A 12,988-nucleotide genomic window follows, 5' to 3' on the forward strand; every position below is an offset into this window, starting at 1 on the left:
GGCCCAGATGTCGCGGCCGAAGCTGAAAATCGCCATCCTCATCTCCGGCCGCGGCAGCAATCTGCAGGCGCTCATCGATTGCTTCGGCCCCGCCATCGCCGGCAGCCCGATCGAGATCGTGCTGGTGCTTTCCAACCGGCCGGGCGCCTTCGGCCTGACGCGGGCGGAAAAGGCCGGCATCCCGACCCTCACCATCGATCACAAGGGTTTCGCCGACCGCGCCAGCTTTGATCAGGCGATGGACGCGGCGATCCGTGCTTCCGGCGCCGAGCTGGTGGTGCTGGCGGGTTTCCTGCGCCTCCTTACCGATGATTTCATCGCCGGCTGGCATGACAGGCTGGTCAACATCCACCCCGCTTTGCTGCCCTCCTTCAAGGGCCTCAACACCCATGCCCGCGCGCTGGAGGCGGGCGTGCGTTTCCATGGCTGTACCGTGCATTTCGTGCGGCCAGACATGGATAGCGGCCCGATCCTCGCCCAGGCCGTGGTGCCGGTGCGGCCCGAGGATGACGAGAACAGCTTAGGCGCCCGTGTGCTCGCCGCCGAGCATCGCCTGTTCCCGCAGGCGCTCCGCCTCATCGCCGAGGGCAAGGTGCGGGTCGAGAACGAACGCGCCATCGTCGAGGACGCGGCTTTCGCCGGTGGCGTTCTCTACAATCCACTCGGCGCATGAAGAACTTCGGCCGATCCATCTTCGCGATGGCGCTCGGCCTGGCTGCGACCTTCGCGTTCTGTACCCCGGCCCCCGCCCAGACCCTCGATCACTACACGCTCATCATGGCCTGGCTGCCCGGCCAATGCCTGGTGAAGCCGGAACTGCCGCTCTGTGCCGATCTCACCTTGAAGGATCCGGCCGGGCGCAACCTCACCCTCATCGGCCTGCGCCCGGATCCGCGCGCCAATTCCGTGCCGATGCGCGATTGCGACCCGATGACCGGCGCCTTCTCGACCCCGCTCTTCGAGGGCGAGGTCGACACGCTGGCGACCAAATCCTGCCACCTGCCACCGGTCAATCTGAGCGAGGAGCTGGCGCGGACGCTGGCCGAGGTGATGCCAAGCGTGGCGCAATGCGCCGAGCGGCGCTTCTGGGCCAGCTATGGCAGCTGTTCGATGCTGTCCCAAGAACGCTATTTCGACCGCGCCGTGTCGCGTGCCCTGGAAGCGCGGCAATCGCTGCTCAACATCACCATCGCCGGCGGCATCGGCAGCCGCGTCAAGCTCGACACCCTGGTCAATGCCTTCATGGAGCAATATGGCGAGGCGAGTGCCGCCTCCCTGCAGATCGTCTGCGGACGGTCGGAAAAGCGCAACCAATCGGTCCTGACCGAAATCCGCATCAAGCTGCGCCAGCAGGGCACCATGCGCCCGCTCGGCCCCGAAAGCTTCTGGCAGGAGACCGGGACAACGCTCCGCCATCGCTGCCCGGAACAGTTTCTCATCGCCGAGGCCGGCCAGCCGGTGCCGGACCCCATCGCCAAGCCCAGCCTGCCCGGCACCATCGATCTGCCGCAGATGCCGGACATCCCGGAACCCGAGGCACCCGTGATCGAGGCGCCGGTGATCGGGGTTCCCACCATCACCAGCCCGGCGGCACCGGCACCCGTGACCCCGGCCACCACCACCACGGCCCCCGCCACCACGGCCCCGCCGGACCCCACCAAGCCGCAGCCGATGGACACCGAACCCATGCAGATCATCCCGCCCATGCAGTGACCAAGGCTCTACCGCCCGATTGCCCTCACCCCGCCGACGCGGTAAAAAGGACCCAATATGACCAACCGCCTTGCTGGAGATCACGCCATGGCCAATCCGACCGGGTCGCTCAACGACCAGATTCTCGCCAACCGCCAGAAGACCTGGAACGGTCTCGGCCGCCTGCTCTTCTGGGGCACGATCTATGCCGTATTGCTCGCGCTGATCACGGCACTCCATGCCGTCTATGGCCCGTCCTGGGGCCTCGGCGTGCCCTCGGCCATCGCCGTCGTGCTGGGCTTTGGCGCCGTTGTCTGGGGTGCCAGCCGCGGCTGACGCCATTCAGGTCCAAACAGAAAAACGGCGCCGCAATCGCTCGCGGCGCCGTTTTCTTTTGCATTAACCAAACGTCAGCCGACGATATCGGTGCCGGCGAAGAAGTAGGCGATCTCGATGGCGGCGTTCTCGGGGCTGTCCGAGCCATGGACCGAATTGGCCTCGATCGATTCAGCGAATTCCTTGCGGATCGTGCCCGGGGCAGCATTGGCCGGATTGGTTGCGCCCATGATGTCGCGGTTCTTCAGGACGGCGCCTTCGCCTTCCAGCACCTGGACGACAACCGGGCCGGAGGTCATGAACTTCACCAGATCGCCATAGAACGGGCGGGCGGCATGGACTTCGTAGAATTTCTTGGCCTGGGCTTCCGACATCTGGATGCGGCGCTGGGCCACGATCCTGAGACCGGCTTCCTCGAACTTGGCGTTGATCTTGCCCGTGAGGTTGCGGCGGGTGGCGTCCGGCTTGATGATCGAGAAAGTACGTTCGATGGCCATGATTGTCCTCGTTGTCAGGTTTGATGGGCGCAGACGAAATGCGCGCTGCCCCTTGGCGGAATTCGGGCTGGCTTATATACAACTCAGCCGCACTGCACAACTGAACCCCGGCATTCTCTGGATTCACTGCCCTGCGTCGTTTGAAAAAGTAGCTAGAACAATATGTTAACCATTTCCAACCTGACCTATCGCATCGCCGGCCGCGAGATCCTGGCCAATGCCAGCGTCTCCGTCTCGGCCGGACACCATGCCGGATTGGTCGGGCGCAACGGCGCCGGCAAGTCGACTTTGCTGAAATTGATCTCCGGCGATCTCCATATGGATTCAGGCACCATCGACGTGCCACGCAACTGGCGCATCGGCCGGCTCGAGCAGGAAATGAAGGAGCAGGGCCGCAGCCTGTTGAATTGCGTGCTGGCGGCCGACACCGAGCGCATGTCCCTGCTGGCCGAGGCCGAGCATGCCACCGACCCCAACCGCATCGCCGAAATCCATGGCCGCCTGGTCGACATCCAGGCCCATAGCGCCGAATCGCGCGCGGCCGAAATCCTGGCCGGCCTGGGCTTCGATGCCGCCGCACAGCAACGCCCGTTGAGCGATTTCTCCGGCGGCTGGCAGATGCGTGTGGCGCTGGCCGCCCAGCTCTTCTCGGCGCCCGATCTCATGCTGCTCGACGAGCCCACCAACCATCTCGATCTCGAAGCAACCCTGTGGCTGGAAAGCTATCTCAAGAACTATCCAGGCACGATCCTGCTGGTGAGCCATGATCGCGATCTCCTCAATAAGGTGGTCAACCGCATCATCCATCTGTCGCGCGGTGGCATGATCTCCTATGCCGGCGGCTATGATGATTTCGAGAGCATGCGACGTTTGCGCATGGAGCAGGACATGGCCATGGCGTCAAAGGTCGACGCCCAGCGCAAGCATATGCAGGCCTTCGTCGATCGCTTCCGCTACAAGGCCTCAAAAGCCAGGCAGGCGCAGTCGCGCCTGAAGATGATCGCCAAGCTGCAACCGATCGCGCTGGTCGCCGACGAGAAGGGCATCAATATCTCCTTCCCGCAGCCGGAAGCCCTGGCACCACCGCTCATCACCATCGATCATGTCTCGGTCGGCTACGAGCCGGGCAAGCCCATCCTGAAGAACCTCGATCTCCGCCTCGATCCAGATGACCGCATCGCGCTCTTGGGCTCGAACGGTAACGGCAAATCGACCTTCATCAAGCTGCTCGCCGGCAAATTGGCACCCATGTCGGGCGACATGCGCAAATCATCAAAGCTGCGCGTCGGCTACTTCGCCCAGCACCAGACCGATGAACTGGATGTCGAGGCGACGCCGATCGAGGTGATGGCCCGTGCCGCCCCGGATCTGCTGCCCGACAAGCGCCGCGCCCATTTGGGGCGCTTCGGCATCGGCCAGGATCAGGCCAATACCAAGGTCTCGCGCCTCTCGGGTGGCGAGAAGGCGCGCCTGTTGCTGGCGCTCATGAGCCGCCAGGCGCCCAACATCCTGCTGCTCGACGAACCCTCGAACCATCTCGACATCTACAGCCGCCAGGCGCTGGTCGAGGCGATCAACGAGTTCGAAGGCGCCGTCATCATCATCAGCCACGATCCCAACTTGATCGAGCTCACCGCCGACCGGCTGTGGCTGGTGAAGGATGGTGCCGTGAAGACCTTCGACGGCGACATGGATGATTACCGCCGCCAGATCATCAGCGAGCGCCGCGAGAAGACCCGCAGCGAAAAGCGCGGCAGCCTGCCCGAAAAACCCTCGGCCCCCAAGGCGGCGAGCGCCCATGCCACTGCCCCGGTGAAATCGGCGCCGAAGCCCCAGCAGGTTTCTCCTGCGAACGCGAAGAAGGTTGCGCTCTCGCCCGAGCGCAAGAAAGCCCTCTCGGGCGCCGAGACCGCCATCGCCAAGCTGACGCAGGCCCTCGACATCATCGAGACCAAGCTCAACGACCCGTCGCTCTACAACAATGGCGGCACGGCGACGCTGGCCACCTGGCAGACCAAGCATGCCGAGGTGAAAAAGAAGCTGGCCGAAGCCGAGGAAACCTGGCTGGAGCTGAGTGCCGGGTAGCGGGCTCACACCGGCATCGGTGAACTCTCGCAAAGTGGCCCGAGAGGCATCCGTAAAATTGTCGGCATTGGCGGCGCAGTTCCGCGCTTTGCCGAAAAAGCCGCTGTGACCGCCATCACGCAGCGGGCGATGCCACCACAACCGATCTAACCACGCCAGTCCTGGCGACGACAGACCTTCACATTCACACCGAAATGGAAGGAACACGTCATGTTCAGGATCATCGGGACCACCCCCAAAGTCCAGCTCCCCAGCATCGACCCCGCCGTCATCCCCTATGCCCCCAGCCTCTATCTGCGTGGCGGCGAGGGCGACGACCTTCTGACCGGCGGTCGCGGCAACGACCAGATCTTCGGCAATGGCGGCAACGACCGACTCTATAGCGGTGGTGGCAACGATCTCATCGATGGCGGCGATGGCGACGACATCATCGGCGCGACCCGCGAGGGCAATATGACTGCGCTCGGCGGCCGTGGCGCCGACAACATCTATGGTGGCGAAGGGAACGATACCCTCTTCGGCGAAAGCGGAACGGATAACATCCACGGCGGGTTTGGCAGCGATCTGATCTTCGGTGGCGACGATCGCGACTCTCTGTTCGGCGACCGCGCCAATGACACGATCTATGGCGGCACCGGCGACGACTATATCGACGGCGGCGAGAACGACGACAAGCTCTTCGGCGATTCCGGCGCCGATATCCTGATGGGCGACATGGGCGAGGATGTCATCCATGGTGGCGACGACGGCGACCAGATCTTCGGTGGCGAGGGGCACGATCTGCTGTTCGGCGACGGTGGCTCCGACATCATCCATGCCCGGGCGGCGACGTTTTCAGTCGAGGACGAGATCGATGGCGGTGACGGCCTTGATACCGTCGTGTTCGACCAGAGCTTCCTGTACCTCAACGATGCCGGGGATCATCTCCACAGCATCGAGCGTATCGATCTCGGCGATCACAACAACACGATCGGCCTCAGCGCCCAGGACGTCATCGACATCTCGGGCAACGATTTCCTCTTCATCGATGGCGGCGCCACCGACCGCGTCCAGGGCACCTCGGGCTGGACCTATGAGGGCACGATCGCCGATAGCGGCAACATCTATCATCACTATTCCATGGCCGTCGGGGGTGCGACAGCCCACCTCGCCGTCGATACCGACATCGCCCTCAACGCCTAGGACACCCGCCGCGGAGGGTGGCGCAGCGTCACAGGGCCAGAAGCGCGTCGGCGTGCGCGGAAAGACGCAGAAGCCGAGCGCAGGGTGAAAGAAGCTCCCGTCGCTTCCGCCCCCTCCTACCTCCCCCCTTGATGGGGGGAGGAATCGTTCCGGGACTACGCCGCCTGCGATTTCTTCAGGCGCAGCACGCGGAGCCGGCTCTCGACATCTTCCTTGTTGAGATAGGCGCCGGCCAGGCGCCGATAGCCGCTATAGGCGTCGCGCGCATGGAGCAGGCGCCAATTGTCGAACAGCACCACCGAGCCCGGCAGCAGGCGGCGGCGATATTGCAGCCCGCGGTCATTGGCATGGGCTGCGAAGGCGGCATAGGCCGCCTGGAACTTCGCCATCCGGGTGGGCTCCAGGGCAAAGGGCGCGCGGTCGTGATTGTTGAAGCTCACCTGCGCAAGGCGGCCGGTCGAATCGAGGCGCAGCAAGGGCCGCCGCGCCATCAGATGAATGCCCTTCTCATGGTCGATATACTGGCCGGGCACATCCACTTCGGTGAGGATGCGGTAGAGGTCGGGCGTGTCCCGCTTCATGATCTCGGCGATGCGGAAACCGTCGACGAAGACATTCTCGCCGCCCACGCAATCGACCCCTAAGCAATGGAACATCTGGTAGCCCGGCGCATCGAAGCTGTAGGTGCCGTCGGTATGCGGCCCGATCGCGAGCGACGTATAGGCCGTGTCCTTGTGCTCCATATTGGCGGTGAAATCCCAATAGGAGCCGAAGATGGTCTTGCGGATATAGGCGATGCGGTTGGCGACCGCCTTGGTGGCCTCGGGTGTCGCCGGCGTTTCCTCGACGAAGCAGAAGCCATGGCGCTCGATCTTCTCGAGATAGCTCTCCAGCACCGCATCGTCGCCCATCAGGGCCTCATAGGTCACCTGCGGGAAATCGGCCGCGATCTCGGCCTCGTTCCAGCTTCTGATCTCCGAGGTGAGGAGGCCGACCGGCAGCAGGCTCTCCGTGAGATCCGCCGCGGCGAAGTGGCTCTGATGGCCATCGGGCCAGACGAGGCTGAGCGTCCTGCCGCCCGCCCCCAGTTCCAGCGCCGTGACGGCGAGATCCTTGGGCAGGGCGAAGGTGTCGAGCAGGCGCTGCTGCGTGTCCGGATGCCGGCATTCGGCGCAGGCGCAATGGTCGCGCAGCCAGGCGAACGTGAAGGTATGGGTGGTCCCCGCAGCGACAGGATTGGCACCGCCCCCGAAGGCGATCTCGATCCCGTCGCGGACGCTGGCGGCATGGGTGATATGGGTCATTTTGCTCTCCACAGGACGTGCTGGCGGGATTACTATTGTACGAATGTATAATACTCAAGAAGAATCTGCTGATGGAGCCAAAATTGGTTCCGCCCTGGAGCCAGAGCGTATTACTATTGGTTCAGTATCAGCTGGGGAAAAAGCACGTGGCCGATAAGGAACCTAAATTTACCTGGAGACTTACCTGAGTCTCGGCGACGTCAGTTGATCGAGGCCACGGCCCGCAGCCTGGCACGACATGGTCTCGATGGGACGACGGTCCGCGTGGTGGCGGCCGAAGCCGGCGTCTCGCCGGGCCTCGTGCGCCATCATTTCGCCGGCATGCACGACCTCATCGCCGAGACCTATCGCTGGACCGGCAAGGAAGTGGAGAAGGCATTGCGCGCGGCCTTGAGTGCCGCACCCAATTCACCGGAGGGGCAGCTTCGCGCCTTCGTCGATGCGAGTTGGTATATCAGCGGCATCGCCGAGGAACGCCGCCTCGATCTCGATGCGCGCCTCGCGGCCCTGGCCTTCACGGCATTGCTGGATGGCCTCTGGCTCGAGCATTGCCTCGACCCCACCACCTTCACCGCGGTGGAAGCCCGCCTGATCGCCCATGACTGGGTCGACAATCTCAAGGCCGGCCGCTTCATGGCCACCGCCCGCGCCGAAACCGTCTCGGCCGTGCAGGCAAAGGTCGGCTGAGGCGCCCGCCTAGTAAACCACCCGCGTGAGATAGAGACCGTCGGGTGGTGCCGTCGGGCCACCTTCCTTGCGGTCGCGGGCCTCAAGCGCGCGCGTCACGTCATCGCCCGACCATTTCCCCTCGCCCACCAGGCGCAGGGTCCCAACCATGTTGCGCACCTGGTGATGCAGGAAGGAGCGCGCCTCGGCGACGATCTGGATCTCCTCGCCCTGGCGCATCACGTCGAGGCGTTCCAGCGATTTCACCGGCGATTTGGCCTGGCAGAGCGAGGCGCGGAAGGTCGTGAAATCATGGCGGCCGACGAGGCGCTGGGCGGCCTCATGCATCGCATCGCTGTCGAGCGGCACGCTCACCAGCCAGGCATGTCCCCGGTCGATGGCGAGCGGCGCGCGGCGGTTGACGATGCGGTAGAGATAGGCGCGGCCGATGGCCGAAAAGCGCGCATGGAAATCGCCCACCGCGATGCTGCATTCGATCACCGAAACCGGGTGCGGCCGGACATGGAAATTGATGGCGGCCATCAGGCGTTGCGGATCGATGTCCTTGGCGATGCCGACATGGGCGACCTCGCCCAGGGCATGGACCCCGGCATCGGTGCGCCCCGCGCCATAGACGAGGACATCTTCCTGCACCGTCGCGCGCACGGCGTCTTCGAGGGCCTGCTGGACCGAGAGCCCGTTCTCCTGCCGCTGCCAGCCGACGAACGGCCCGCCGTCATATTCCAGCGTCAGGCGATAGCGCGTCATGACAGCACCGACCCGCGCGCGAGCTTCTGCCCGCGCAGGAAATCGGCACCCGCCATGGGTTTCTTGCCGGCCTTCTGCAGCAAGGTGAGGCGCAGGGCTTGCCGGCCGCAGGCGATCGTCAGCGCATCGTCGAGCGCCGTACCGGGTGCGCCCCCACCGCTCACCACATCGGCCGCCAGCAGCTTCAGCCGCGCGCCGTCCGGCATCAGGCACCAGGCGCCCGGTACCGGCGCGAAGGCGCGGATCTGGCGTTCGAGTTGTGCTGCATCCTTGGACCAGTCGATCTGTGCCTCGGCGGGCGAGATTTTGGCGGCGTAAGTCACACCCTCACTCGGCTGCGGCACCGCGGGCGGCAGTGGTGCCGCCAATGTCTCGACGATGAGCCGAGCCCCCAGTGCTGCCAGCGCATCATGGAGCTCGCCGGCATTCATCTTGGGCACGATCGGCAGCTTCTCCCACGTCAGCATGGCGCCCGTATCGAGCCCCGCATCCATCGCCATGATGGTGATGCCGGTCTCCGCATCGCCGGCCAGGATCGCGCGCTGGATGGGGGCAGCACCCCGCCAGCGCGGCAGGAGCGAAGCATGGATGTTGAGACAGCCCCGGCGCGGTGCCGCCAGCACAGCCTGCGGCAGGAGGAGGCCATAGGCCGCCACCACCGCGATATCCGCCTTGAGGGCAGCAAATTCCGCCTGCGCTTCGGTTGATTTCAGCGAGACGGGATGGCGGACCAGGAGACCATGGCTTTCCGCCAGCAACTGCACCGGCGATTTCCGCAGATCCTGGCCACGGCCGGCGGGGCGCGGCGGCTGGCTGTAGACGGCCGCCACCTCATGCCCAGCCTGGATCAGCGCCGACAGCGCCGCGGCGGCAAAATCCGGCGTGCCCATGAAGATGATGCGCATGGGGTTGATGGTGGTCGTCAGGCCGGGACGCCGCCGGCGCCCGCCTTCTTGGCCTTCACCAGCTTGCGGAGGATGATGTTGCGCTTGAGCGAGGTCAGATGATCGATGAACAGCACGCCGTCGAGATGGTCGATCTCGTGCTGCACGCAGGTCGAGAGCAGTCCTTCGGCCGTGATCTCGCGCTGCACATTGTTCTCGTCGAGATATTTGACGACACAGGAGGCCGGCCGCACCACATCGGCGTAATGCTCCGGGACCGAGAGACAGCCTTCATTGTATTCGGCATCGTCGTCGGACACCCAGACGATCTCCGGATTGGCCATCTTGAGTGGTGCCGGCGCTTCATCATCGCCGGCCAGGTCGAGCACGATGACGCGTTTGAGCACACCGACCTGCGGAGCAGCGAGACCGATGCCCGGCGCCACATACATGGTCTCCAGCATGTCGTCCATCAGCTGACGGATCTCGGCATCCACCTCCGCCACCGGCAGGGATTTCTTGGCGAGCCGCGGGTCCGGCGCAACGAGGATCGGTAACTGGGCCATGATCTTTCCATCGACGGTCAAAGTCAGAGCAATCGGCACGAAGGCCCCTCACCCCAACCCTCTCCCCGCAAGCGGGGCGAGGGAGTTTCCAACGCGCTCGTTTCTTAAGCCCCTCGCCCCGCCCTTGCGGGGAGAGGGGTTGGGGTGAGGGGAAATGGTCGCCGCGCTTTCGGCTTTACCTATGGATTCCGCAGGCTATCGTCAAGCAAGGAGGGGCTTCTGTCTGCCCCGATTCGGCTGCCGGGGGCCTGCCGGGGCCCAAATTCAAGGAATTCGTCATGGAATTGAGCCCAATCCTGCTGGCGCTCCTCGGTCTCATCGCTCTTTTGCTGGTGGCGGTGCTGGTCCTGGTCTGGCGCGCCAGGGGGCCGGCGCCCGTTCCGGCGCTGGATCCCCGGCTCGACCAGCTTGCCGGCCAGCTGCAATCCCTCTCCGCCAACCAGGTGGCCGCCCAATCCGCCCTCGACCAGCGGCTGGAGCAGCGCCTGGCACAGCTTGCCGACCGGGTGCAGGAGCGCCTGGCACTGTCGGCGACCGAGGCCGGGCAATCGCTGGGCGAACTCAAGGAGCGCCTGGCGGTCATCGACGCCGCGCAGAAGAACATCGCCGAGCTCTCGACCCGCATGGTGAGCCTGCAGGACATCCTTTCCAACAAGCAGGCGCGCGGTGCCTTCGGCGAGGTGCAGTTGGCCGACATCGTCCGCACCGTGATGGCGCCGGTCAATTACGAGTTCCAGGCGACGCTCACCGGCGGCAAGCGTGTCGATTGCCTGTTGAAACTGCCCAATCCGCCGGGGCCGATCGGCATCGATTCCAAATTCCCGCTGGAATCCTACCGCTCCATCCGCGATGCCCAGGATGATGCCGCGACCGTGCTGGCACGGCGTGAATTCTCCGCTGCCATCCGCCTCCATGTGAAGGCCATCGCCGAGAAATACATCGTGCCCGGCGAGACGGCGGATTCGGCGCTCATGTTCGTGCCCTCGGAAGCGGTCTATGCCGAGGTGCATGCGAACTTTCCCAATCTGGTCGAGGAAGCCGGGCGCTTGCGCGTCTGGATCGTCTCGCCCACCACCTTGATGGCGACGCTCACCACCATGCGCGCGGTCTTGAAGGATGTGCGCATGCGCGAACAGGCCCATGTCATCCAGGCCAAGGTGGTCGAGCTCGGCAAGGATATCGAGCGCCTCGACGAGCGGGCGGAGAAGCTGCAGAAGCATTTCGACGGCGCCGTCGAATCCGTCCGCCAGATCCGCATCACCACCGACAAGGTGGTGAAGAAGGTCGACGATATCGAGAAGGTGGGCCTCGAAGAGCCGGAAGTGGTCACCGCATTGGTGGCAAATCCCGTCCTTGACGCAAAGGCTTAATGCCAAGGTCACCGGTTTCACTTGAATCGCCGCGCAAGTCCCCTACATTCCTGTGACAAATGGTTGCAGGCGTGCGGTTCGGATCAGCCGCGCGCAACCATCAACCGGCTTTGGGGGGAAGCATCATGCTGAGCAGTTTCGCAATCTTCGTCGTCGTCGTGCTGGTCGTTGCCATCCTGCTGGTCTTCATGGGCATCAAATCGGTGCCGCAGGGCCGCGAATGGACCATCGAGCGCTTCGGCCGCTACACCCACACGCTGCGCCCCGGCCTCAACTTCATCATCCCCTTCGTCGATCGGGTGGGTGCGCGCATCAACATGATGGAATCGGTGCTCGACGTGCCGACGCAGGAAGTCATCACCAAGGACAACGCCATGGTGAGTGTCGACGGCGTCGTCTTCTACCAGGTGCTCGATGCTGCGAAATCCGCCTATGAAGTGAATGATCTCGAAAACGCCGTGCTCAACCTCACCATGACCAATATCCGCACCGTGATGGGCGGCATGGACCTCGATGAGCTGCTGTCGCTGCGCGACAAGATCAACGCGCAGCTGCTGCATGTCGTCGATGATGCGACCCAGCCCTGGGGCATCAAGGTGACGCGCATCGAGATCAAGGACATCGCGCCGCCGCGCGACCTGGTCGACAGCATGGGCCGGCAGATGAAGGCCGAGCGCGACAAGCGCGCCTCGATCCTTGAAGCCGAAGGCCTGCGCCAGGCCGCCATTCTGAAAGCCGAGGGCCAGAAGATCTCCAACATCCTCAAGGCCGAGGGCGAGCGGGAGGCGGCCTTCCGCGCGGCCGAGGCCCGCGAGCGCGAGGCCGAGGCTGAAGCCAAGGCCACCGACATGGTCTCGACCGCGATCAGCAAGGGCGACATCCAGGCGATCAACTACTTCCTCGGCCTCAAATACACCGAGGCGCTGCAGGCGATCGCCTCCGCCCCCAACCAGAAGGTCATCCTGATGCCGCTCGAAGCCAGCAACGTGATCGGCGCCCTGGGCGGCATCGCGGAACTGGCCAAGAGTGCCTTGAGCGACCAGGCCGCCGCGGCACCCCGTCGCAGCAGCGTGCCCACCAACCAATCGTAAGAGCATTCGCCATGAGCGATATCGGCATCACCTTTTTTGACCTCGAATTCTGGCACTGGATGATACTGGCGGCGGCGCTGGCGGGGATTGAAATCCTCACCCCCGGCTTTTTCTTCCTGTGGCTGGGTGGCGCCGCCCTGGTCACCGGCATCGTGGCCCTGATTCTGCCCATGATGGGCTGGGAGAACCAGGTGCTGGTCTTTGCCGTGCTGAGTGCCGCTTCGGTGCTGGGCTGGTACAAGTTCCGCGGCCATTTCACCACCGCCAGTGCCGATTCCACCCTGAACCGCCGTGGCGAACAGTTGATCGGCCGCAACGCCACGCTGTCCGAGCCGATCGTCAACGGCCGCGGCCAGATCCGCATCGACGACACGGTCTGGCGTTGCGAGGGGCCGGACCTCGACGCCGGCACGAAGGTCAAGGTCATCGCCATGCGCGGCGCCATGGTGGCAGTGGAAAAAGCCGGCTGAGTTTCCCCTAATAAATATCGGCGCCTTTGGGCGTCGTTCATCACTTGTAAACTTTCTCGCGACAATCCTGGGCAGCA

The 12,988-nt window shown here is 64.3% G+C and carries 14 protein-coding genes; 9 read left to right on the forward strand and 5 right to left on the reverse strand.

Annotated features, from left to right (window positions below; all coding sequences use genetic code 11):
• The first annotated feature begins 7 nt into the window (after positions 1-7).
• From IPK59_12145 to IPK59_12155, 3 genes are all read left to right on the forward strand, one after another.
• A complete protein-coding gene (locus IPK59_12145; GenBank protein MBK8159473.1) occupies positions 8-673 on the forward strand; it encodes a phosphoribosylglycinamide formyltransferase in 666 nt (221 codons plus the stop codon).
• Entirely contained in the window at positions 670-1,713 is a 1,044-nt protein-coding gene (locus IPK59_12150) for a hypothetical protein (GenBank protein ID MBK8159474.1), read from the forward strand. The genes IPK59_12145 and IPK59_12150 overlap by 4 nt, the downstream gene beginning before the upstream one ends.
• Before the next feature lie 87 nt (positions 1,714-1,800).
• A complete protein-coding gene (locus tag IPK59_12155; GenBank protein ID MBK8159475.1) occupies positions 1,801-2,028 on the forward strand; it encodes a hypothetical protein in 228 nt (75 codons plus the stop codon).
• Positions 2,029-2,102: 74 nt separating this feature from the next.
• On the opposite strand, the gene ndk is transcribed toward IPK59_12155, so the two are convergent.
• Positions 2,103-2,525 (reverse strand): nucleoside-diphosphate kinase, encoded by a 423-nt coding sequence (ndk, locus tag IPK59_12160; protein ID MBK8159476.1) that lies wholly within the window; start codon positions 2,523-2,525, stop codon positions 2,103-2,105.
• 162 nt (positions 2,526-2,687) lie between these two features.
• Here ndk and IPK59_12165 point away from each other — a divergent pair, with 162 nt between their 5' ends.
• Positions 2,688-4,610: an ABC-F family ATP-binding cassette domain-containing protein gene (locus tag IPK59_12165; GenBank protein MBK8159477.1), complete on the forward strand. Its 1,923-nt coding sequence runs from the start codon at positions 2,688-2,690 to the stop codon at positions 4,608-4,610.
• Positions 4,611-4,820: 210 nt separating this feature from the next.
• Complete coding sequence (locus IPK59_12170) at positions 4,821-5,792, forward strand: hypothetical protein (protein MBK8159478.1); 972 nt, start codon at positions 4,821-4,823, stop codon at positions 5,790-5,792.
• Positions 5,793-5,947: 155 nt separating this feature from the next.
• On the opposite strand, the gene IPK59_12175 is transcribed toward IPK59_12170, so the two are convergent.
• A complete protein-coding gene (locus IPK59_12175; protein MBK8159479.1) occupies positions 5,948-7,096 on the reverse strand; it encodes a trimethyllysine dioxygenase in 1,149 nt (382 codons plus the stop codon).
• 153 nt (positions 7,097-7,249) lie between these two features.
• Here IPK59_12175 and IPK59_12180 point away from each other — a divergent pair, with 153 nt between their 5' ends.
• The gene (locus IPK59_12180) at positions 7,250-7,783 is read left to right on the forward strand and encodes a TetR family transcriptional regulator (GenBank protein ID MBK8159480.1); all 534 of its coding nucleotides are present in this window, start codon (positions 7,250-7,252) and stop codon (positions 7,781-7,783) included.
• Positions 7,784-7,792: 9 nt separating this feature from the next.
• On the opposite strand, the gene truA is transcribed toward IPK59_12180, so the two are convergent.
• The 3 genes from truA to IPK59_12195 are packed head-to-tail and all read right to left on the reverse strand — an operon-like array spanning position 7,793 to position 9,980.
• Entirely contained in the window at positions 7,793-8,530 is a 738-nt protein-coding gene (gene truA, locus IPK59_12185; GenBank protein ID MBK8159481.1) for a tRNA pseudouridine(38-40) synthase TruA, read from the reverse strand.
• On the reverse strand, positions 8,527-9,435 hold the full coding sequence (locus IPK59_12190) for a methionyl-tRNA formyltransferase (GenBank protein ID MBK8159482.1): 909 nt from the start codon (positions 9,433-9,435) through the stop codon (positions 8,527-8,529). The genes truA and IPK59_12190 overlap by 4 nt, the downstream gene beginning before the upstream one ends.
• Before the next feature lie 17 nt (positions 9,436-9,452).
• Complete coding sequence (locus IPK59_12195; protein ID MBK8159483.1) at positions 9,453-9,980, reverse strand: peptide deformylase; 528 nt, start codon at positions 9,978-9,980, stop codon at positions 9,453-9,455.
• 278 nt (positions 9,981-10,258) lie between these two features.
• Here IPK59_12195 and rmuC point away from each other — a divergent pair, with 278 nt between their 5' ends.
• From rmuC to IPK59_12210, 3 genes are all read left to right on the forward strand, one after another.
• Positions 10,259-11,350: a DNA recombination protein RmuC gene (rmuC, locus tag IPK59_12200; protein ID MBK8159484.1), complete on the forward strand. Its 1,092-nt coding sequence runs from the start codon at positions 10,259-10,261 to the stop codon at positions 11,348-11,350.
• A 128-nt stretch (positions 11,351-11,478) separates the two neighbouring features.
• Positions 11,479-12,441: an SPFH/Band 7/PHB domain protein gene (locus IPK59_12205; protein ID MBK8159485.1), complete on the forward strand. Its 963-nt coding sequence runs from the start codon at positions 11,479-11,481 to the stop codon at positions 12,439-12,441.
• 11 nt (positions 12,442-12,452) lie between these two features.
• A complete protein-coding gene (locus IPK59_12210; GenBank protein MBK8159486.1) occupies positions 12,453-12,911 on the forward strand; it encodes an NfeD family protein in 459 nt (152 codons plus the stop codon).
• Positions 12,912-12,988 lie beyond the last annotated feature (77 nt).

It is taken from the genome of Rhodospirillaceae bacterium, assembly GCA_016712715.1.
Lineage (GTDB): Bacteria > Pseudomonadota > Alphaproteobacteria > Dongiales > Dongiaceae > Dongia.